Below are 19456 nucleotides of genomic sequence, written 5' to 3' on the forward strand. Positions count from 1 at the left end.
CCGCCCGACGTGCGGGGCACGATTCAGGGGGTACGTTTGGCGCGTACCGTGTTTGTTTTTGCTTTGGCCGCCGGTTTTTTGGCAGCGGTAGCAGATTTAGTTTTACTGGCCGGTTTCGCCGCTGTGCTGACGGGCACCTCTTCGGTAACGGCTGACGTATCAGGCAGCGTGGCGGCTACGTCAGCACCCGCGACCGTGATAGTGTCGGTTGCCATGGTCTGCCCGGTGTCGGTTACGCCACTGCCTTCCGCGCTGGCAGCGACTGCCGCAATCAGTGCAGCTTTTTTCAGGTTCCGTTCCAGCACTTCAATATCCTTTTTCACGCCAGCATCTTTATGCGCGGCTAAAGCACGTTGCAACCAGATAAGGGCGGATGCCTGATCAGCTAAATTGGTACTTTGGCGCTGGGTGTAGCCGATGGCCTTAAGGAGCTTGGCGCGGGCTTCATCCGGCATGTCTTTATCTGCCGTCAGCTCTTGCAGGCGCAACAAAATATCAATCTCAATCGCCGGATTATTGGTAGATGCAAGCTTGAAATTCAGTAATGCGGCTTCAGACAGTTGATCGACAACGAAACAGGCGGCTGTGCGCTGGTATTTGTCGGCCATTGGCAGGTTATGGCCGATCACATATTCAGCAAGTCGCAAGGCGTCACGGTATAAACCGGCATCCACTGACCACACCATGCAGGTAGTGACAACCTCGTCACTTTGGCCGCTATTGGCTGTCAGGACGCCGTCGATCCAGCCGTCGTAGGCGGGTAGCATTTCCCGTTTCATCTCTGCGCGGGTGATGTGAGACTGATATTGCGACAGGCGGCGCTGATCAATGCGCAACCGGTAAAGCTGTTGTTCGTAGGCGGAGCCTTGCACCACGTCTTCCTTGGTGCCGCGCCGTTCTGCCATCACTTTGTCGTAATGGCGCTGTGCTGGAGTTAACATCATGCCCCCTCGGCGTAATGGGGCGGCTGAGCCGCCCTTAAGTGACTAGCGACCGTTAAACCGGTTCACCGGCTTTGATGCCTTCAATCAAACAACCAAAACCGTAATCCTCAACGCAATAAGCCTCGTTGTCGGATTCATAGGTGGTGACGCGGTTAAATTCCGGTTCCTCTTTGATGGTGCGGCGGTGCGTCCCTTCTTGCACATAGATAGCCAGGTTGTCGAATGTAGTGATAAACATGGCGTCAGCGGGGAAGAACGGCGCGCGGTAGGTCTGCATGCCCCCGATTTGCTTCTGTGATACCAACATCTGACCGGCCAGTGCTTCAGTGTTCGGATTGCTGCCGCTGACGGTATTCAGTACAGGGAAATACTTGTCAGCCAGCAATTTGCGGCCACAGATAACAATCAGACCGGTGTCGTCCTGATACCACGGGTCGATCAGGCTGTTGACCGCATCAAAAGCCAGTGAATCAAGGTTGCCGTACTGTCCCTTGGTGATAAGTTTGTTATCCTCATCGCGGGTTGAGACCATCACGTCAGACATCACACGTTGGGGAGCAAACAGACGGTATTTTTTCAGCCAGCCGATATTCACATCCTGCAATAACGGGTTAGCAGTAATATCTGACTTGGCGGCGACTGATGTCCCGTTAAAGCCGATCATGATGCGGTCCAATGCCCGGCGCGTAATAATTTGATTGGTCACACGCGTTTTAAAGTCACGTTTACCGGCCCATGCATCCAGGCGGGCATAGCTGATATAGGTATCAGAGTTGGTCTGTTCGCAGCGGTACTTTCCATCATCTTCAATGGTTTCCGGTGAGTTCGGTTCACGGCGGACCGTTGTCGAGGTATTGCGGCTGGCGATCGGGCCACTAACACCAATGCCAATGCGCTGCCCTTCCTGTTCCGGGACAAGGTTTACATTGATGCGTTTTAGGAAGTCACTGGAGTGCTGAATTTTATCTTCCAGCGTTTGGGCAACTGACGGGGCAACCGTAAATTGTTTGCTTACCCGTCCCAGTGGCAAGCCGTTGAGCTTGGCCTGTGTGGACAGATATTCGTCCCATTTATCACGTGTTTCATTTCTCATGTTCTTCATTCCTGTGCATTCAATAGGGCGATTTAGCAATCGATAGTGTCGTCAGCGCTGCCTTCCGGGCCACCTTTGGCGGGTGGTCGCTGATTGAACTGGCTATCTTCGGATTGCAACTTGGTCGTCAGCGTGGCAAATGAGGTGGACAACTGGAGCAGTTGGCCTTTGAGGTCAGTCACTTCCCGCTGATTGGCGGCAAACTGTTGTTGGGATTCCAGTACGGTTTTTTGACTCTCAGCAACCAACTGCACAGCCTGGCGAATATCGTCGAGATTGCCGTCGGTTTTCTTTTCAGCACCAAACAGCAATTCTTTGATTTTTGCGGTGAATTTCTTGCTGGTGTCGTCCGCTGGCTGCACCTCTTCGAACTCAATAAACGTTTCTTCCAGTGCAGTAAACAGGCAATCAGGGGATTGCTTGCGACCGGCCAACGGGTTCGGTTTGGACTCAGCAACCTGTTTCGCGCAGAACTGAAGTAGCTCAGTGCCTAAGCTGGCGGGATCGTCAGTCAGCGCCAGCCCTTTCAGATAGGCGCGGCCACTGGTGGCAAAGTTCGGATCGAACTGAATAGAGCTGTAAACCTTCTGGCGGCCCTTGTTCAACGTGAGTAATTCGTCGGTCGGATCAATCTGGGCGAACAGCGCCAGTTTGCCTTTAAGTGCACCCTCGGCGATTTCTTCCGTTTTTACGGCGGTGATATCGCCATAACAGCGGAATACGCTATCAGGGTAGGGGCTCTTGTAATGCTCCAAATCAACGCGGGCACCGTAGACCTTGGGGTCGTAACTGAGTGCTATGTCGAGTAGATCCTGGCGGTTAATGATGCGGCCGTCAGTGGTTGCCCCTTCAACGGCAACGCGGAAAAACTTGGATAATTTAGACATATAACAATGCTCCGGGTATCAGCAATTGGTGTGCAGTAAGCAGCGGACACCATCATCACCCCAGCGGCTAAACCCGCGCAAAGCCTTGTTATTGTAAGAGACCTGCTACAACTTTATCGCCTCGCCGACAGTCACGCGGGCGCGATAGCCTAGCCTCATGAACAAATTAGCCCCCGATTCTGTCCGCGATGCCCGTAGTCTTTACTGGCAGGGATACCAGATATCTCACATCGCCAAGTTGACCGGTTTCAACGTGCATACGCTGTACTCCCGGCGCAAGCGCGAGAACTGGGACAAAACCGCGCCCCTTGACCGGGTGCGCTTTACCACTGAAGCCCGTTACAACCAACTGATTGATAAATCCGATAAGAGTGGGCGGGATTTTAAAGAAATAGATTTGCTGGCGCGCCAACTTGTGCGCTTTGACCGTCAGCTAAATAACGAGGGTGGCGAAGGGCGCAAGAAACAGCCGAAAAACCACTTCACTGACGAGCAGATCGCGCAACTGAGAGCGCGGTTTTACGATAGGCTTTATGAGCACCAAAAACGCTGGTACAAAGCCAAAAGTCTGGCGGTTACTATCAGGAATATCCTCAAGTCGCGCCAGATTGGGGCGACTTGGTATTTTTCCCGCGAAGCCTTGGTTGACGCACTGGAAACCGGCCGTAATCAGATATTTCTATCGGCATCCCGCGCCCAGGCGCACCAATTCAAACGCTTTATTATCAAGTTTGCCGCCGAGGTGGGTGTCGAGCTGAAGGGCGATCCCATCATGCTGTCCAATGGGGCAGAGCTGCATTTCCTCGGTACGTCAGCGGCGACGGCGCAGTCGTATACCGGCAACCTGTTTTTCGACGAATATTTCTGGACGAGTAATTTTATCAACCTGCGCAGTGTGGCCGCTGGTATGGCGACACAAAAGGGACTGACCGAAACCTATTTCTCTACCGTCTCCAGTGAGGAACACGAAGCCCATCGCTTCTGGTCAGGCGAGCTGTTCAATGAGGGCCGTAAAAAGGCTGACCGCGTCACCATTGATATCACGCACAAGAATCTAAAAAACGGCAAGATTTGCGCGGATATGCAATGGAAGCAGATTGTGACCGTCAAAGATGCCGCTGCGTTGGGCTTTGACCGTATTGACGTTGACGACCTGATCGCCAAGAAATCCCCGGATGAATTTAACAATCTGTACATGTGTCAGCCCATCACTAACGGTGAGCGGCCGTTCTCATACAGTGAACTGATTAACTGCGGGGTGGATGGCTGGAATGCGGGTGTGTGGGACGACTGGCGGCCCTATTCGCCACGACCGCTGGGTAATACGCCGGTGTGGATTGGCTACGACCCCAACGGGGAAGGCGAAGGAGGCGACAGCGCCGGACTGGTCGCCATCGCACCGCCACAGGTCGAAGGGGGTAAGTTCCGCGTGTTGGAAGCCATCCAACTGCGTGGAATGCCGTTTGAACTTCAGGCGGAGGAAATCAGGAAAATGACACTGCGCTATAACGTGCAGTTTATCGGTATTGACGGTACCGGTATTGGCGGGGCTGTACATACGATTGTGCAGGGGTTCTTCCCAACGGCCGTGAAATTTGTTTACAGCATCAGTGTGAAATCCGCCCTGGTACTCAAGGCGCAAATGGTCATGCGTCGGGGCCGTTTTGAGTATGACGCTGGGCTAAGTGTGATTGCTCAATCCTTTATGACTATCCGTAAATCAGTGACACCGGGCGGAATGGTGACTTACGTGTCCGACCGTTCCAAAGGGGCCAGTCATGGTGACGTGGCGTGGGCTATCATGCATGCTTTGCAAAACGAACCGATTGGCGCAGAAACCGGTAGCACCGGCGGCGGCTTTGTTCAGGAGTTTTAACCGTGGAAATGAATACAACTTTACCCGCAGCAGTCACAACGGGAGCGCCGCCAGCCCAGCAACCTATATCGGCGATGGAGTCTTTTACTTTTGGCGACCCGACACCGGTATTGGATCAGCGCGACTTATTGGATTGCATGGAGTGCGCCCGCAATGGCGATTGGTACGAGACGCCGATCAGTTTTTACGGGTTAGCCCGTATTTTTCACTCAGCCATTCACCATCAATCACCGCTTAATTTTAAACGCCGTGTACTGATGAGCTGCTACCGGCCGCACCCGTTACTGTCCCGCGCTGATGCCGGGGCATTTGTGCAGGATTTTCTGGTGTTCGGCAATGCCTATCTTGAACTGCGCAAAAATAGACTGGGTGGCCCGCTGGCGCTGAAGCATGTTCCGGCCAAGTACATGCGGCGGGGGAGTGATCTGGATCAGTATTGGTTTGTGACCTATGAGAAAGAGGACTACGCCTTTGCGCCTGGCTCGGTGTTTCATCTTGCTGAGCCGGATATCCATCAGGAAATTTACGGCTTGCCGGGGTATCTGGCCGCCATCCCGTCCGCGTTGCTCAATGAGGACGCTACACTGTTTCGGCGCAAGTATTACATTAACGGCAGTCATGCCGGGGTGATTGTCTATCTGTCTGATGCCATGCAGAACGATACCGACGTGCAGGCGTTAAAGCGCACTCTGACCGACGCCAGAGGGAAGGGGGCATTCAAGAACGTATTTGTGTACGCGGCAGGCGGGAAGAAAGACGGCCTGCAAATCATGCCCTTCAGTGAGATAACCGCCAAAGATGAGTTTAACGGTATCAAGAACGTGACCCGCGATGATTTGCTGGCCGCGCACCGTGTGCCGCCGCAACTCATGGGGATCATGCCAACCAATACCAGTGGCTTTGGGGATGTTGAGAAGGCGGCGAAGGTGTTCGCCATCAACGAACTGTATCCCATCATGGAAGATCTAAAATCCCTGAATGACTGGCTGGGCGTGGACGTATTCCAGTTTAACCCCTACGCACTGGCCGAAGTCAAAGCCTGACCCACCGATTCATTCAATAATTTTCATTCATACCCACACCGGCGCACCCTGCGCCGCGTGCAATTCCCCCGTCACGCTATAACGCGCTGTGCGGCCCATAGCGAGGCGCACGCCTCACGCACCCGATCACGACACCCATCACACGAATGCACATCACCATGACCCACAAGCAGCGCATCAGCCGGAGGTGCCTGACCTCCCTTAGACCCTTCAGCGCGCGATTGTCTCCCCTCCACGCCTGCACGCAAAAAGGGGTGTTTTTTGTGCATTTGTGCAAGTGGCGGCAGGCCGCGCCAGTTCTGGGCTGAAAGGGGTGAAATAGCATCAAAAATATTGTGCAAACTTGTGCAGAATTGCGGGGTACTTTTTTACAGATAAAAACCGCCGAAGCGGTTTAGATTGGGGCCTGAAACTGGATTGAGCACCAGTCACCTTTTAGCCAAACTCAGGCCACCCTTTGCAGCGATTGCATATTCTGTCTGTGCTGTAGTAAGTCTCTTTGTGGTTCAGTTCCTTACCACATTTTCGACATCGCTTTATTTTGTTGGATATATAGTGGTTTGTTTCTTCATCAGACCTGTCTTTATAGTCATTCATATTGCTAGCCCCGTCATTTTTTCCCAAAGAGTTGTAACCATGCGTCAGGGTTTACAGATTTTAAAAATTCAGAGTAATGACCGATAGGGTCACGTCTAATTTCACCAGACTGCACCCCATGAGCATTATGTAAATGTGTCCATAACTTATCAATTCTTTGGGTTGTGGTTGGCTGGCATTGATACAAACAACCATCCTCTCTCGCCTGCGAGTTTTGGCCGTCGGTGGTCAACGTTGCGCCGCAAGCGAGTGATTGCGCCTGCTGTTCGCTGATGGAAAGCCCGATTGATTGTGCAAAATCACGGATTTTTGTTGCCACTGGTGCCAGACGTGCGGCTTTTTCTTGCCGCTGGGCGGCTTTGTCGGCTGATGCCTGGCGTGATAATTCCTCGGCTGGCGTCAATGAGTTGGTTTTAATGACTATCGGCCGCTCATTTTTCACCCTTCGGAGTAAGGCCCGGCGTTCTGCATCGGTGATCGCAGTGAAATCGATTATTTTTTCTTCTAATGTTCTGTCTATAGCCTCATCCGGTTCGCTTATTTTTTGCTCTCGCGGAGAGTTATTGACAGAACTCCAAGGGACGGCGGGGCCGTCCTGAAAAACATCAACCCCCACGGCAACGGCGGGTTTCACCTTTTGGCGTGCAACAATTTTCCAGCTTTTTAAGCGAGTACAGATGCGCGACGCCTCGCCCAAAAGCGGGGAATAGATGCCGAAAATCTTCTCGGTGGTTTCGCCGTAGGCGTTGGGCTGCTCGTTGTCCTGATAGGCAATGCGCACGGTGTAATGTTCGCGCGGAATAAGTACGCCGCCTTGTTTCATGATGTATGTAGCAAAGCAGCCAACATCGGCGGCGGCGGTGACTGCATCCATTGCGGGATCACGCAATAGCGGCTTGCCACGCTGATAGGTGCCGGAAATCTTGAGGGTAGTAATAAGTTGATTACTTAGCTTGCGCAGCTCTCGCCAGACAGTCACCGGCGGGGTGCCTATTGGCTGGTATTGGCGGATGCGGTGGCGTGATGCCCAGGCCATAGCAAAGCGGGCCGTTTCTTTCATCGGCTTGCCGGTTTCATTGTCTAGCTCGCCATCCAGTGCGTAACCATCAATATTTTTACTGATGTATTTAGCAATATAGGCGGTAGCGCTGCCTTTCTTCGGATCCAGCCGCTTGGCGGTAAACCGGGCGCTGGTGCGCTTACCCAATTCGGCACGATCCTCTTTTACAGCGTAAGCGCGCATAATCTCAGTAATAGCGTGGCGTTCTTGTGGTTTCATGAACAACAGTAAGTGCCAGTGCGGCGTGCCGTCATGATGTGGCTCGGCAACACGAAAACCATAAACGCGCAGGTTTTCACGGCCCAGCTTGGATCCAATGTTGGCCCATAGCTTTGTCAGATAGGCTTGCGCCTGTGGTGGCGTGGTGTGGTTCCATTTTGGGTTAGCGTGGCCGCTTTGGTTGTTGGCGTGATATTTGGATGGGCAAGTGATGGTGTAGAACACCCCCACATCCTCACGCGACTGTGCGACCAGTTCGATCCCTTTCATGCGCGCCATTAACTCATGGCGGCGAATAGTTGGATTGCTGATACTGGCATCCACCATTGCCTCTAAAGAAACAGTGTTGCCCTCATCGTCAACTAATTCATGCCGTTTAAAGAATTCACGGTTGCGGCGCTTTTGCTCTATCCAGTCAGCCAATGCCTCTTTACTGACATAGGGTGCGGCGCGTTTATGGATCAAGCCTGCTGCGCGTAACTGGCTTTCTCGCCAGTCATTACGCAACCGCCACAATTTACGCTCCCACCAATCTGGATTAATCAATCTGGCAATGGCGGAATAAAAGGTGGTGCGATCTACTGGCTCATCCTGCTGGCCTGGCTTCGGCCCCAATTCACGCCAGTGCGACGGCCTGACGCGCAATGACCACACTTCAAGCGCAATATTGCGATAAATGGTCAATAACTCGGCATCAGATAAGGTGCGGGTTTCTTCGGTAGGTGTTGATACCTCGGTGCAGAATATTTCATTAATACGGCCAGCGACATCATTCGCCAGCGACTTAACCCTGCGTTTGCTCAGCTCGGCAAGATGGCTATAGATACCCTGAAAATAAGCCACTAATTCAGAAATATGGCCCTTGCTCACTCCCTGATATTCGCGCACAGCATCCAGACGTAACAATGCATTCTTGCCGGTGCCGGTTAAGAATGCATTGGTATGTTTATCGCCATGGTTTTCACGTAACCATCTAATTTTATTTTGAAAGTGTGACTTAATAAAAATAGGCTGCTGATCAATGCGGGCCTCGACACCTTGCGGTGAATCCGCCCATTGCTGTTTCTCACGCAAATAAACTTGGCGCTCAAGCTCGGCGCGTTCCTTGCGCATATTAAGTAAGGCTTTATTTGGTTCTCGTAGTTCGGTGTAGCCCAGTGCGTTTAGGCGTTTTACATAGCGTACAACCAGCGGATGAGATTTTAGCTTCCGCACAACGGCGACGGGTGCTAAAAACTCATAACCACCGATAGCGGGTATGTGTCTGGTGTTCCACCAATAAGCTGTTGCAACGGGTAAATCGCCGCCATCCTGAGAAGGTAATAGCGGTGCTGGAGCTATGCGGCTGTTTGAATGCTCGGTCATTCGCATACACCGGCATAAACAGAATTACAGACGGCGTGGTCATTTGCTGATGCCAGTAAATCAAACTGACTACCGCCGCGCGTGGTTAGCGCCCAATCTCGATAAGTCTCAATGCCGTGTGATTCAACAGAAATACATTCAATCCGGCGTTCAGATTTGCGAGGATCCTGAGTCGATGGGAAAAAGGTTGAGTTTCCACGGCGCGAGCATGATGCAACCAGCCTTTCCCAGCGGGCTACGCGCGCGATTTCTTCCGGCCACCGGCTGAATATCTCTGCTAACTCGGATTTTCTGGCATGGATGCAAGGCATGCAACCCACACGGCTGCACCCTTGCTGATACAAAGGGTTGGGATTAATTCCATGATATTTAGCTAGCGCAAAAACATCTTCATGTTTCCAATCAAGGATCGGGCGGTAAACATTCAAGCCGGGTGTGTTATCTGCATCAGTTTCCCATTCAGGCAGCAAGGCACGATCAGGCGACTCTTGCGCGCGCACACCTTGCCAACTGATTACTTCGTCATATTCTTCCAGCATGGGAATGACAATTTGGTCACGGATTGGCGCATGTTTCAGCTCGAATGTACAAAAGCGCGCCTTGGTGGATGGAAAGCGGCCTTTCCACATACAGAGATCTAGAAAAGGGTTGCCGGTAGGGTGTAAAACCTCAAGTGCTTCGGCGACCCGTTCCGCTGCCTGATCAGGCGTTAGGCCGCATTCGGTGACTAAAGTAGTCGGCCACACCCGCGCTATGAAATCACGCTTACCGTTAATCTGACGCACAAAGTCCGCTTTAACTCGGATAATTGCGCCTAGTCGGCTTTCCAGATAATCCAAATATTCCATGGTTTGCGGGTGCTCGTGCCCTGTATCAGCAAACACCCGGATGTGATTTACACCGGCCTCATGAGCTAAAAGCGATTGAGCCAGCGAATCCTTACCACCGGACATGCTAATAATGCTGATTGCATCACTGGCAAAGATTCGCTCATCAATAGGTACTAACCCATGTGGATATGAGAGTAATTTCATATCAAACCCTCAACGTTATGGGAGTCTGTTATTTCAAACATCACTGTTGAATCTGGCCCGTTAGCGAGATCAAATCCAGCCCACAAACGAGGGGGCATAACCGCGATAATCTCAGTCACTGCATTGCGTCCATCGGCTTTGCAACTGGCAGAGCGTGGGGCGGTAATGCTGTGAATATCAAAACTTTCGTAAAGATAGCGGCCGTGCGGGGTATCGCTGTTCGATGCAATAACGTGGCAACCCTGACCTGCTGTTATCGTGAGTATTTCAGAGAGCCAAAATTGCTCACTCAGACTAAAGCCGCTGGTGTGGTAATGAGTAAAATCGGCGGTCATGGATGTAGGGATATAAGGCGGATCGCAATAAACCACGTCGCCCGGAGTCGTCATTGTTAGTGCTTCGGAAAAGTCGCAGCACACAAACGTGGCCTTTTGGGCTTTCTCAGCGAAATGGCGGATCTCAGTTTTGGGGAAATACGGCGCTTTATATCTTCCGTAAGGAACGTTGAATTCACCTTTTTGGTTATAGCGGCAAATACCGCCGTGGCAATGGCGGTTTAAATACAAAAACATTGCGGCATTGAATTCGTCACTGAATTCACGCTCATTGAAATTTTGACGATTTAAATAATAATCGGTTTCGTTGTTATCCAGCCTGAAAAGCTCCTCTGCAAGAACAATGACGGTTTCGCAATCTTTTTGTAATTGCTGATAGAAATTAATTAAATCCCCGTTGATATCAGCAATTAAATATTCGTCATAATCGGTATTCAGCATGACGGAGCAGGAACCGGCGAACGGCTCAACTAGGCGCTTTCCGGCTGGTAGATGCTGGCGCAATATTGGCATGATGCGGCCTTTAGAACCGGCCCATTTCAGCGGGGAGAAAATACGTTTCATATTGCGCCGCCTGATTTTTCAACGCTTTCTTTCAAAGGGTTCAATACTTTGTCAAACAAACCTATATATAAGTCGGCGCTTTCTTTTCCTTCAAAAACACCAATGATGTAAGCTTGTGCAAATACGACAGAACGAATCTTCTCAATTATTTCTAATGCGCCCTGATTCCTGGCGACTTGTAATTCAAATGTCGATGGCATATTAATCTCCATAAATAAATCACCCCCGGCACAATGTGACAGGGGTACGGGCTTATTTTTCGTCAGATGGACGTTTGTATTTATCGATATGCATCAAAACACGTAAAGCCATTGCGCCTGTTTGGACAGCTTCCTCACGAACAGCTTCTATGTCGCCATTGTTATAGTGGTATTCAATAGCCGCCTTCATTAACTCGCCGGATTCTTCTGTGAGAATAGAGACGGCGTGAACTGCATCAGTCGGCCATTTGGGGTGTACTTCTGAGGCGCGGTTAGCCTCATTAATTATTTCAGATGAGATTGTCATATATTGCGCGTAAGTAGCGTTCCCAGGGCGACGGACGGTAAGTCCATTTAAAATGCCATGAGCGGGGGCGTAACTGGAAAAATAGGCATGGGCATAGGCATCGAATAGATCGCTTGTAGGCTCTACTGTTAATCTTGTCTTTTGAAATGCTTCCGCTGTGCGTTGGGCTTCTTTTCGGTCGGCTTCGGTTTTATTTATGACGGCGACGGCTTTGTCGGTAACAATGTCAATATCCATACCACAGCGAAGAAGGACGCGCCCGGCATCCGTAGCGGTGATGGCGTCAATAATTGCATACCAGCGTTCGCGGTAGCTGTTAGTTTGGGCTTGCATGGCGGTGATAGTGTTTTCTTTTAACTTTTCTATTTCACTCTGCAATTTAATATTTTCACTATTAAGGCGCTCGATTTCAGTTGCGGCATTCGTTAAATGCTGAATGGGGTGCTGTGTAGTAACATTTAAAACTAGCTCAAAGTGTTTAAGATGTTCAATAGCACAAGTCAGCCCTTTAATTGCATTAATAGTATTGATATTGGTAGACATAGATTTGGCCTTATTTTAGATAATAGGAATTCCGACGCGGTAAATGCGTCATGTTTAATAACCAGTTGAAACTTTATTTCTTTATAGCAAGTCTTTTGGTATTGAATTTAAATCAACCCATAAATCCAACGCCGCTTTACGTACTGCTTTTCTTTCGTGACACTCCAGTTCTCTAAACTTTTTGTCATGGCTGTCTTTCTTTATCCCAGCCGCATAATAAATAATACCTTTTGTCTTTCCCCTGCTTAATGATTCCAAACGCCGTTCAAACTCTTCATCTGGATCCTTTTTAAACAGTTCCTTTATTCGATCTAAATGCCGTAAACCTACTTTCTGATTCCATTCCTGCATTGAAAGTGGTGATTCGTCCGATTTTATTTGCTCCACTATTCACCTCTCGGCATGACAGTGACTTATCAAAAAGCACACACTAAAGCGGATGCGCTTTCTGATAAGGGCCGGAGTCCTGCAACCCTCCGACCAATTAACGTTATTGTGCCGGCACTTCAGTCAATTCATGTGAATCAAACCACTTTTTGTCTGAGCATCCATTAGCGGCTTTATAGCTAACGAAATAGCTAGCTTCTGTATTAACGGCATCTGAACGAGAAATAACCTGACCAACCTCACCGCTAACGGCAATAACAACACTTTGTTTCAATGCGAATTTAAATGGCATTATTCATTCCTCTTTGGCTTTATTTATTTCCTGATTACTCAGGGCTAATTTAAAAACTATCTACGAATTGAATAAAGAAGCTCAGCATCAATATTAGTGAGTCTTTTTATCCTTGCTTGCCCGTCCTCCTTATCTGATTCAATCCTTTTTGAAATATCATTTTTAGCTAAAATTAAATTAGATAAATGACCCAACCATTTGGCTAGTGATTCATCATCTAAATTTGCAGCATATACATAAGGGTTTCCGGGAACCTCCACCGGCGCATGAGTAAACTCTTGCTTAAGCGGCGAGCGTTTTACAACAATTGATTGATTCACATCGATTGCGCGTTGGTGGATATTCTTCAACAAATCAACAAGCCCGTTAGCCGTATTGGTATCGACATTGAACCAAGAGCCATCTTTCATAATGATAATGTTTGTTCTTGATTCATTCTCAAGCACTTTAATCGCTTCGATTCGGCGAGCATCAAAAAATATACTTGCTCCCTCGGCTGTTACTATTTTTGTGAATGTAGTTTCCATGCAATAAACCTATGGTTATTTACGCTGCAATTTCACCCAGTGAACAAAGTGGCTTAGGAATAAACCCACCGTTGCACTGAGTAACCAGTAACTCTAATTCCTGAGCGCTATCTTGATCCCCAGATGCTTGCGCGGCACTTAACAGACCTTCCAGACCAACACTTAAGCGAAAGGCATAATCATTTAGCGAAAACGTTCGCACCTCGTCGGCAACAGCGGATGCGATGCGCAAGTTTTCGGCCTTGAAGTGGTATTGCTGCAACAGGTCGTTAATCAATGTGGAATATGCTTGTTTCATCCCTTTTTCCTTAAAGTTGCTGGCGCGCTTTGCGTTCTACTTCGGCTTTACGATCCAGAAACATCTGGCGTTCTTTTTCTTTTTTTGCGCTGGTACGGCGGCGGTGATCTCGGATTGCGGCGCGGGCAGATAAAAAGGCAATCCAAACCAGAAGAGCCAGAGCGGATAATGCTCCGCCGGTCAATTCAATTAGTTGCCCTGGCATGTCGGCACCTCTTCATTAAACGGAGGCGGAAGGACACCTGACTCACGGAATTGCTGTGTGGCCGTATTCAGTTGGTGGAATGTAGCTAATTCGTTTTCACGCAATTGCCACGCTATGGCGGTAATCATGCTTAAACCTGCAAGGGTATTGCTGGTGATGGTTTTTTTCTCACGGCGGTTAAGGTCTGATCTGTATGCAAACAAGCCATTTTTTTCTACTGACCGACTGAATGACTCAGCCATATCAGCTCTGTGCGTTTGCAGTATGGCGTTAGCTATCTGTAGGCAAGGTGATTTCATAATGTAATTACTCCCCAGTGATTGAATAAATGCCGGGGTACTGCATCACGCCCGGCGCGTGGTTTTTGTGGTACTGTTTTTGTGCCGGTTACTACTGTGGAAAGGAACCTCGGCACAAAACCAACCCACCACAAAGGAAAAAACCATGACAACATCAGCAAACCTTCGCGCCCAGATGGAGGCGGTACTTACCACGCTCAACTCAATTAACACCCCTATCCTGAACAGCCCAGACAAGGAAGAACTGGAAGACCTGCACGCTCGTATTGGTGAAGCCCTGAAAGAAAAATTCACCCGCGTAATTAGCAACTTTGATTCCGGCATTTTTTAATTGAGTGCCGCCGCATTATTAATTAATGACAATGTGAAATTAATAATGCGGTCTCATATGAATTTTTATTGCTATCGAGCAAATATCGTCTAGGTCTTCTGCGGGCAAGGTGGTTATATCCAACTCTTTTAATCCGGCCGCAAAGGCTGAGGCTATTACGGTTGACAGATATATTCTTGTTCTGGACTTAATCTTACCGCTATCGTCCAAAGCGCTTTCGATATCCAACCCTAGTGCCTGCTTGAACTTAACCAAATCCATTGAGTGGGTGGCTGATTGTGTTGGGTGCGCTGACTTGGCGGCAAGATTTCTGCATCTGGGATTAAACAGAGCCGCGTCGCTAACGGCATTTTGCTGTAATTCCGTTACTGGAATAAGAGCGGCTGCAATATCGTCAAGGCTTGCCGGTGTCCGAGCCGATGAGCCATCAATGTAAATTATTTCTCTGCCGCCGGTAATTTCATGTACATAAGAAACCCTGTCAGCATCCAGAATAAGAGAAGATTCCCCGCTCTTTATTTTTACAAGTCTCGACATGTTTAAATCCTCGCTCGGTTAATAAGAATAAAACCCTTTCGCAAATATAATTTTGAGGGAGGGTTTTACCCCCTCATTTTGTGCAGCCGGTCGATGTAATCCGTTGCCTGCGCTTGTGCATCAAACTTGCCGTAAGAGTGATCGCCCTGGCTGACGTGGTAACGGGTAATTGTGGTTATCTTGTTGCGCTTTAATCGGGTAATAGAAAAACCACGGTAAACGCTGGTGTGTTCGCTGACTTTTACCACTGCACAAATTGGGTTAAGTGTTTCTTCAAACAGGCGTTTGGTGGCTGATATGGCAAGATTCATCATGCTGCCGCCTCTACTTTGTGTTTGCGGCCTTTACCTGGCTTGCTTACGTTAATGCGGTCTTTCCAGCCATGCCATGCAGCGGGCGCGGTATCTACTAATTGTTTCGCGTGGTCGTCCCATTCCTTACGGTTGATCCATAACTCCGCTTGGCCGCCAGGCTTAAGAGGGTCAGCCATGTAAAAAGCGGGTAATTTTCCGGCCTTTGCCATTGCTACTACGGCACCAACAGTCTTACCGATATGAAGGGCGAAACCCTCTTTTGATAACAGGTCAGAAGGGTTAACAGATAAGCGAATTTCTTCTTTCACCGGCTTGCCAGTTCTGGTTTTCGCTTCGGTAGTTTCATCTATCGTTTTAGCTTCGTCAGACATTTGCTATTCTCCAGCTTGCTACTTGGTATCGAGTTAGAACTAATTGAAACCAGTTACAACACAATATTCTATTCCAATTGGAGTAGATACTATGGAGATGTTCGCACTATGTCAATTGGATTAGGTGAAAAAATAAAACTGATTAGGGAGTCCGAAAGGCTCAGTCAAAAAGAAATGTCTGATTTAACAGGAATTCCTTACGGAACATTCATTCACTACGAGCAGGGAAGATCAAAGCCGGGAGCTGACGCCATCATAAGAATGCTGAAAGTATCCAAATTTAGAAAATACAGAGACTGGTTTATGTTTGACGAAGTCAATCCAGCAGCCGGGCAAATAGCACCGGCCCTCTCTCTTGATGGGCCAGAAGCCACAACGTTACCCCCATCAGAAACGAAAATTGGTTAGATATTTATTACGAATACGCTGACGACCTTTGGTTACAGGCTGTTAGCTACGTCGGAGGGCTTACTTATGTCGATTAAGAAGCTCGATGATGGTCGTTATGAAGTGGACATTAGGCCGCAGGGTTCCGAGGGAAAGCGAATTCGGCGTAGGTTTAACACGAAAGGCGAGGCTCAAGTTTTTGAGCGTCATATTCTTGTTAATTACCATGATAAAGATTGGCTGGAAAAACCAGCAGACCGCAGAAAACTCACTGAATTACTTGGGTTGTGGTGGGTGTATCACGGCCAGAGTCACGTGCGAGGCGAGAAGGAAAAGGAACGGCTGACTGCGATCATTAAAAATCTCAGTGAGCAGGATGTTGTTAGGGCCGACCAACTTACCAGAAAGTCGTTTATAGACTATCGCGTGCGCATGTTGAGTGCAGGGCTGAAACCGTCAAGTGTTAATCGGCACCAAGCCATTTTAAGGGGGATGTTTACCAAGTTAATTAATGCCGATGAATACCACAGCCCAAACCCATTTGAGGGAGTGAAGCCATTCAGAGAAGGTGAGACGGACATGTCCTTTTTATCTGATGAAGAGATAGAAAGTTTCATCAGTCTACTATCGGGGGATGATCACAAGGCTGTTTTGCTGTGCCTTGCTACCGGTGGGCGGTGGAGTGAAATAGCGAACCTTAAATGTGAGCATATTATCGGTGATAAGGTAACATTCATGAAAACCAAAAATGGTAAGCGGCGAACCGTTCCAATATCGAGTGAGCTAAAGGCGCTCGTAGTCAGCGGAAAAACCGGCGCTTTGTTTTACCCAAACTATACAACCGTCCGTAATGTACTAAAAAAAGTGAAGCCAGATTTACCACCGGGTCAGGCGGTACATGTTTTGCGGCATACGTTCGCAACGCATTTTATGATGAACGGAGGGAATATCATTACGCTTCAACGTATTTTAGGGCATGCGACGATACAGCAAACAATGACCTATGCGCACTTTGCGCCAGACTTTTTACAGGATGCAGTGGCGTATAATCCCATCGCGGGAATGTCCATAAAGTGTCCATAATTGTCCATTAACTGGCACTAATTAGAACTGGTTAGTGCGACTTAAAAAATATAAGCTATTGTTTTATAATGACAACCCCTGCTATTCTTGGGGTTGTCAAGATACTTATTAGTCGCCTTTTTTTTACCCGCTAACCAAGAATTCATGCACAGATAAAAGCCGTGAATCAGGTTTATGGTGTACCAAATTAATAAATACAGTGATTAACGAAAGCGGTCACAATCTGGAGAGGAGAAGTACCAATGAAAGCCTATCAGCGCGAGTTTATCGAGTTTGCGCTTAACAAGCAGGTGTTGAAGTTTGGCGAATTTACCCTGAAGTCTGGGCGGATTAGCCCCTATTTCTTTAATGCAGGATTGTTTAATACCGGGCTTGATCTGGCAAAACTCGGGCGCTTTTATGCTGCGGCATTAATGGATTGTGGCGTAGAATTCGATCTTTTATTCGGGCCAGCCTATAAAGGTATACCTATTGCGACGACCACTGCTGTAGCACTGGCTGAGCACCATGACTGTGATGTGCCTTATTGCTTCAACCGTAAAGAAGCAAAAGATCACGGTGAAGGCGGTAGTCTGGTAGGGAGCCCGTTACAAGGTCGAGTTATGCTGGTGGATGATGTGATAACTGCTGGTACTGCCATTCGTGAATCAATGGAGATTATCAATGCGCAGGGCGCGACATTGGCTGGTGTGATGATTTCATTAGACCGTCAGGAACGTGGCCGTGGTGAGATATCTGCGATTCAGGAAGTGGAGCGTGATTATCACTGCAAAGTTATTGCGATTGTGACGCTCAATGATGTGATCAGTTATCTGGAAGAGAAACCAGAAATGGCCAATCATTTGACAGCAGTACGCCACTACCGAGAACAGTACGGCGTTTAAGATTCGCTGAACCAAGAATACAAAAAAGGGCCATTTGGCCCTTTTGTAGTTTTGCGCTTATGGAAATAAATCCTTACGACTATTGTCCAGTATATAGGACAGTGAGCCCAAATAATGCTTCTACTCACCTCATGGTTCTATAACTATACTTTTTCAACCTTATAAATTCATGTGGCAGCCATGAAAACTATCAATGGTGGCTATACCACCGTGAACATATAGGGTGAGATCGCGATGGCGATCGTCGATATCAACATGGGCATTTGGATAAATAGCCCATTGGCGGCCCTCAGTGCACAACTCATGGCGCGATCAAGGGTTCGGTATCCTCATTTGGAAGGAGATAGTACTCATGAGTACACCTGCAAATTTTAACAACCAAAAACCTATTATTGACCCAACCAATGTGGCCATGTTGTTGATTGATCATCAAAGTGGCTTGTTCCAGACAGTACATGATATGCCTTTTACCACCTTGCGCCGTTTGGCCGTTTCTTTGGCTAAAATCGCCACCTTGGCCAAGATTCCGGTGATAACCACCGCTTCTGTGCCGCAAGGCCCCAACGGTCCATTGATTCCTGAGATCCATGAATATGCTCCGCATGCTCAATATGTGGCGCGTAAGGGAGAAATTAACGCCTGGGATAATCCGGATTTCGTTGCGGCTGTAAAAGCAACTGGCAAGAAACAACTTATCATCGCAGGCACCATTACTAGCGTATGTATGGCATTCCCTGCTATCGCGGCTGTTGCTGATGGCTACCAAGTGTTTGCTGTGATTGACGCTTCAGGAACTTACTCCAAAATGGCCGAAGAGATTACACTGGCGCGTGTAATGCAGGCGGGGGTGGTACCGATTGATGTTGCAGGGGTGGCGGCTGAACTGCAAAAAACCTGGAACCGTAAAGATGCCGCTGAATGGGCGCAAGCTTACACGGGGATTTTCCCTAACTATCAGTTGCTTATAGAGAGCTATACTAAGGCTCAGGATGTCGTCAAGCACAGTGAAAAACTGGATTCTGAACGCAAGTAAGTCAAAAGCAATACATGTTGCGGTAACTTTAATCATATTTAAGGGCCGTTTGGCCCTTTTTATATGACTATCACAACGACTTTGCGGCTTATTGCAATTGAGCCACAATCAGAGGCCAGCGAGCATCAAATTCTTGCGTCGGCCGGTAGCGGAATTCCGAACGAACAAAACGTGAGAGCATCCCTTCACAAAACGCCAGTAACTGTGTTGCCAGTAAGGCTTCATCATGGATAAAACCTTGCCCTTCTCGCAGTTTTTTCTCGCGCAGAACCTGACGTAGCTGTACTTCAATTCGCTCAAACAACTGGTTAATTCGCCCTTGCAAGCGGTCTTGCTCGAACATCAATGCATGCCCGGTCATAATGCGAGTCAGCCCTGGATTGCGTTCTGCAAACCCCAATACCAGTAGCAGGATCAGCCGGAGGCGATTAAACGTCTCTT

At 48.7% G+C, this 19456-nt stretch carries 25 protein-coding genes; 7 read left to right on the forward strand and 18 right to left on the reverse strand.

Annotated elements, in window-relative coordinates:
- Nucleotides 1–23: 23 nt before the first annotated feature.
- From gpM to ACNSO8_RS19405, 3 genes are read right to left on the reverse strand one after another with little or no spacing between them, the layout of a single operon-like run.
- The gene (gene gpM, locus ACNSO8_RS19395) at nucleotides 24–941 is read right to left on the reverse strand and encodes a phage terminase small subunit (RefSeq protein WP_418395583.1); all 918 of its coding nucleotides are present in this window, start codon (nucleotides 939–941) and stop codon (nucleotides 24–26) included.
- Nucleotides 942–996: 55 nt separating this feature from the next.
- Nucleotides 997–2037 (reverse strand): phage major capsid protein, P2 family, encoded by a 1041-nt coding sequence (locus ACNSO8_RS19400; protein ID WP_418395584.1) that lies wholly within the window; start codon nucleotides 2035–2037, stop codon nucleotides 997–999.
- Nucleotides 2038–2069: 32 nt separating this feature from the next.
- Nucleotides 2070–2924, reverse strand: coding sequence for a GPO family capsid scaffolding protein (locus tag ACNSO8_RS19405; RefSeq protein WP_418395585.1), 855 nt, complete (start codon nucleotides 2922–2924; stop codon nucleotides 2070–2072).
- A 157-nt stretch (nucleotides 2925–3081) separates the two neighbouring features.
- Here ACNSO8_RS19405 and ACNSO8_RS19410 point away from each other — a divergent pair, with 157 nt between their 5' ends.
- Both ACNSO8_RS19410 and ACNSO8_RS19415 read left to right on the forward strand, forming a co-directional pair.
- Complete coding sequence (locus ACNSO8_RS19410; protein ID WP_418395586.1) at nucleotides 3082–4800, forward strand: terminase large subunit domain-containing protein; 1719 nt, start codon at nucleotides 3082–3084, stop codon at nucleotides 4798–4800.
- Nucleotides 4801–4808: 8 nt separating this feature from the next.
- Entirely contained in the window at nucleotides 4809–5843 is a 1035-nt protein-coding gene (locus ACNSO8_RS19415; RefSeq protein WP_418395605.1) for a phage portal protein, read from the forward strand.
- A 610-nt stretch (nucleotides 5844–6453) separates the two neighbouring features.
- Here the strand turns inward: ACNSO8_RS19415 and ACNSO8_RS19420 are convergent.
- The 11 genes from ACNSO8_RS19420 to ACNSO8_RS19470 form a co-directional block, all read right to left on the reverse strand.
- The gene (locus ACNSO8_RS19420) at nucleotides 6454–9084 is read right to left on the reverse strand and encodes a replication endonuclease (protein WP_418395587.1); all 2631 of its coding nucleotides are present in this window, start codon (nucleotides 9082–9084) and stop codon (nucleotides 6454–6456) included.
- Complete coding sequence (locus tag ACNSO8_RS19425; protein ID WP_418395588.1) at nucleotides 9081–10118, reverse strand: phosphoadenosine phosphosulfate reductase family protein; 1038 nt, start codon at nucleotides 10116–10118, stop codon at nucleotides 9081–9083. The genes ACNSO8_RS19420 and ACNSO8_RS19425 overlap by 4 nt, the downstream gene beginning before the upstream one ends.
- Nucleotides 10115–11017, reverse strand: coding sequence for a DNA adenine methylase (locus ACNSO8_RS19430; RefSeq protein ID WP_418395589.1), 903 nt, complete (start codon nucleotides 11015–11017; stop codon nucleotides 10115–10117). Before ACNSO8_RS19430 ends, ACNSO8_RS19425 begins: the two co-directional genes overlap by 4 nt.
- Nucleotides 11014–11217 (reverse strand): hypothetical protein, encoded by a 204-nt coding sequence (locus ACNSO8_RS19435; RefSeq protein WP_418395590.1) that lies wholly within the window; start codon nucleotides 11215–11217, stop codon nucleotides 11014–11016. The genes ACNSO8_RS19430 and ACNSO8_RS19435 overlap by 4 nt, the downstream gene beginning before the upstream one ends.
- A gap of 52 nt (nucleotides 11218–11269) precedes the next feature.
- Complete coding sequence (locus ACNSO8_RS19440) at nucleotides 11270–12067, reverse strand: hypothetical protein (protein ID WP_418395591.1); 798 nt, start codon at nucleotides 12065–12067, stop codon at nucleotides 11270–11272.
- An 81-nt stretch (nucleotides 12068–12148) separates the two neighbouring features.
- Nucleotides 12149–12454, reverse strand: coding sequence for a hypothetical protein (locus tag ACNSO8_RS19445; RefSeq protein ID WP_418395592.1), 306 nt, complete (start codon nucleotides 12452–12454; stop codon nucleotides 12149–12151).
- Between the two features lie 103 nt (nucleotides 12455–12557).
- A complete protein-coding gene (locus tag ACNSO8_RS19450; protein WP_226723065.1) occupies nucleotides 12558–12746 on the reverse strand; it encodes a hypothetical protein in 189 nt (62 codons plus the stop codon).
- Nucleotides 12747–12802: 56 nt separating this feature from the next.
- Nucleotides 12803–13273 carry a hypothetical protein gene (locus ACNSO8_RS19455; RefSeq protein ID WP_418395593.1) on the reverse strand — a complete coding sequence of 157 codons (471 nt, stop codon included), beginning with the start codon at nucleotides 13271–13273 and terminating at the stop codon, nucleotides 12803–12805.
- A 19-nt stretch (nucleotides 13274–13292) separates the two neighbouring features.
- On the reverse strand, nucleotides 13293–13571 hold the full coding sequence (locus ACNSO8_RS19460) for a hypothetical protein (RefSeq protein ID WP_392432796.1): 279 nt from the start codon (nucleotides 13569–13571) through the stop codon (nucleotides 13293–13295).
- Between the two features lie 10 nt (nucleotides 13572–13581).
- Nucleotides 13582–13776: a hypothetical protein gene (locus ACNSO8_RS19465; protein ID WP_418395594.1), complete on the reverse strand. Its 195-nt coding sequence runs from the start codon at nucleotides 13774–13776 to the stop codon at nucleotides 13582–13584.
- On the reverse strand, nucleotides 13761–14075 hold the full coding sequence (locus tag ACNSO8_RS19470) for a hypothetical protein (protein ID WP_418395595.1): 315 nt from the start codon (nucleotides 14073–14075) through the stop codon (nucleotides 13761–13763). Before ACNSO8_RS19470 ends, ACNSO8_RS19465 begins: the two co-directional genes overlap by 16 nt.
- A gap of 145 nt (nucleotides 14076–14220) precedes the next feature.
- Here ACNSO8_RS19470 and ACNSO8_RS19475 point away from each other — a divergent pair, with 145 nt between their 5' ends.
- Nucleotides 14221–14406, forward strand: a complete 186-nt coding sequence (locus ACNSO8_RS19475) for a hypothetical protein (RefSeq protein WP_418395596.1) — start codon at nucleotides 14221–14223, stop codon at nucleotides 14404–14406.
- A gap of 39 nt (nucleotides 14407–14445) precedes the next feature.
- Here ACNSO8_RS19475 and ACNSO8_RS19480 read toward each other — a convergent pair whose 3' ends face one another.
- From ACNSO8_RS19480 to ACNSO8_RS19490, 3 genes are all read right to left on the reverse strand, one after another.
- Nucleotides 14446–14943, reverse strand: a complete 498-nt coding sequence (locus ACNSO8_RS19480) for a hypothetical protein (protein WP_418395597.1) — start codon at nucleotides 14941–14943, stop codon at nucleotides 14446–14448.
- Between the two features lie 65 nt (nucleotides 14944–15008).
- A complete protein-coding gene (locus tag ACNSO8_RS19485) occupies nucleotides 15009–15257 on the reverse strand; it encodes a hypothetical protein (RefSeq protein WP_418395598.1) in 249 nt (82 codons plus the stop codon).
- Nucleotides 15254–15628, reverse strand: coding sequence for a Cox family DNA-binding protein (locus tag ACNSO8_RS19490; protein ID WP_050149081.1), 375 nt, complete (start codon nucleotides 15626–15628; stop codon nucleotides 15254–15256). Before ACNSO8_RS19490 ends, ACNSO8_RS19485 begins: the two co-directional genes overlap by 4 nt.
- A gap of 108 nt (nucleotides 15629–15736) precedes the next feature.
- On the opposite strand from ACNSO8_RS19490, the gene ACNSO8_RS19495 reads away from it, so the two are divergent.
- The 4 genes from ACNSO8_RS19495 to ACNSO8_RS19510 all read left to right on the forward strand — a co-directional run bounded on the left by ACNSO8_RS19495 (nucleotide 15737) and on the right by ACNSO8_RS19510 (nucleotide 19015).
- Nucleotides 15737–16036, forward strand: a complete 300-nt coding sequence (locus ACNSO8_RS19495; protein ID WP_418395599.1) for a helix-turn-helix domain-containing protein — start codon at nucleotides 15737–15739, stop codon at nucleotides 16034–16036.
- Nucleotides 16037–16102: 66 nt separating this feature from the next.
- Nucleotides 16103–17098: a tyrosine-type recombinase/integrase gene (locus ACNSO8_RS19500; protein ID WP_418395600.1), complete on the forward strand. Its 996-nt coding sequence runs from the start codon at nucleotides 16103–16105 to the stop codon at nucleotides 17096–17098.
- Nucleotides 17099–17340: 242 nt separating this feature from the next.
- The gene (gene pyrE, locus ACNSO8_RS19505) at nucleotides 17341–17982 is read left to right on the forward strand and encodes an orotate phosphoribosyltransferase (protein ID WP_418395601.1); all 642 of its coding nucleotides are present in this window, start codon (nucleotides 17341–17343) and stop codon (nucleotides 17980–17982) included.
- Nucleotides 17983–18334: 352 nt separating this feature from the next.
- Complete coding sequence (locus ACNSO8_RS19510) at nucleotides 18335–19015, forward strand: isochorismatase family protein (RefSeq protein ID WP_418395602.1); 681 nt, start codon at nucleotides 18335–18337, stop codon at nucleotides 19013–19015.
- 88 nt (nucleotides 19016–19103) lie between these two features.
- Here ACNSO8_RS19510 and slmA read toward each other — a convergent pair.
- Nucleotides 19104–19456 (reverse strand): nucleoid occlusion factor SlmA (gene slmA, locus ACNSO8_RS19515; protein ID WP_418395603.1); only part of this gene is annotated, 353 nt, incomplete at its 5' end.

The organism is Yersinia sp. LJYL362 (genome assembly GCF_048323875.1).

Excerpts from the sequence above, each read along its gene's own strand:
- gpM (WP_418395583.1), bottom strand. The coding sequence starts at position 941 with ATGTTAACTCCAGCACAGCGCCATTACGACAAAGTGATGGCAGAACGG.
- ACNSO8_RS19400 (WP_418395584.1), bottom strand. The coding sequence starts at position 2,037 with ATGAGAAATGAAACACGTGATAAATGGGACGAATATCTGTCCACACAG.
- ACNSO8_RS19405 (WP_418395585.1), bottom strand. The coding sequence starts at position 2,924 with ATGTCTAAATTATCCAAGTTTTTCCGCGTTGCCGTTGAAGGGGCAACC.
- ACNSO8_RS19410 (WP_418395586.1), top strand. The coding sequence starts at position 3,082 with ATGAACAAATTAGCCCCCGATTCTGTCCGCGATGCCCGTAGTCTTTAC.
- ACNSO8_RS19415 (WP_418395605.1), top strand. The coding sequence starts at position 4,809 with ATGAATACAACTTTACCCGCAGCAGTCACAACGGGAGCGCCGCCAGCC.
- ACNSO8_RS19420 (WP_418395587.1), bottom strand. The coding sequence starts at position 9,084 with ATGACCGAGCATTCAAACAGCCGCATAGCTCCAGCACCGCTATTACCT.
- ACNSO8_RS19425 (WP_418395588.1), bottom strand. The coding sequence starts at position 10,118 with ATGAAATTACTCTCATATCCACATGGGTTAGTACCTATTGATGAGCGA.
- ACNSO8_RS19430 (WP_418395589.1), bottom strand. The coding sequence starts at position 11,017 with ATGAAACGTATTTTCTCCCCGCTGAAATGGGCCGGTTCTAAAGGCCGC.
- ACNSO8_RS19435 (WP_418395590.1), bottom strand. The coding sequence starts at position 11,217 with ATGCCATCGACATTTGAATTACAAGTCGCCAGGAATCAGGGCGCATTA.
- ACNSO8_RS19440 (WP_418395591.1), bottom strand. The coding sequence starts at position 12,067 with ATGTCTACCAATATCAATACTATTAATGCAATTAAAGGGCTGACTTGT.
- ACNSO8_RS19450 (WP_226723065.1), bottom strand. The coding sequence starts at position 12,746 with ATGCCATTTAAATTCGCATTGAAACAAAGTGTTGTTATTGCCGTTAGC.
- ACNSO8_RS19455 (WP_418395593.1), bottom strand. The coding sequence starts at position 13,273 with ATGGAAACTACATTCACAAAAATAGTAACAGCCGAGGGAGCAAGTATA.
- ACNSO8_RS19460 (WP_392432796.1), bottom strand. The coding sequence starts at position 13,571 with ATGAAACAAGCATATTCCACATTGATTAACGACCTGTTGCAGCAATAC.
- ACNSO8_RS19465 (WP_418395594.1), bottom strand. The coding sequence starts at position 13,776 with ATGCCAGGGCAACTAATTGAATTGACCGGCGGAGCATTATCCGCTCTG.
- ACNSO8_RS19470 (WP_418395595.1), bottom strand. The coding sequence starts at position 14,075 with ATGAAATCACCTTGCCTACAGATAGCTAACGCCATACTGCAAACGCAC.
- ACNSO8_RS19475 (WP_418395596.1), top strand. The coding sequence starts at position 14,221 with ATGACAACATCAGCAAACCTTCGCGCCCAGATGGAGGCGGTACTTACC.
- ACNSO8_RS19480 (WP_418395597.1), bottom strand. The coding sequence starts at position 14,943 with ATGTCGAGACTTGTAAAAATAAAGAGCGGGGAATCTTCTCTTATTCTG.
- ACNSO8_RS19485 (WP_418395598.1), bottom strand. The coding sequence starts at position 15,257 with ATGATGAATCTTGCCATATCAGCCACCAAACGCCTGTTTGAAGAAACA.
- ACNSO8_RS19490 (WP_050149081.1), bottom strand. The coding sequence starts at position 15,628 with ATGTCTGACGAAGCTAAAACGATAGATGAAACTACCGAAGCGAAAACC.
- ACNSO8_RS19495 (WP_418395599.1), top strand. The coding sequence starts at position 15,737 with ATGTCAATTGGATTAGGTGAAAAAATAAAACTGATTAGGGAGTCCGAA.
- ACNSO8_RS19500 (WP_418395600.1), top strand. The coding sequence starts at position 16,103 with ATGTCGATTAAGAAGCTCGATGATGGTCGTTATGAAGTGGACATTAGG.
- pyrE (WP_418395601.1), top strand. The coding sequence starts at position 17,341 with ATGAAAGCCTATCAGCGCGAGTTTATCGAGTTTGCGCTTAACAAGCAG.
- ACNSO8_RS19510 (WP_418395602.1), top strand. The coding sequence starts at position 18,335 with ATGAGTACACCTGCAAATTTTAACAACCAAAAACCTATTATTGACCCA.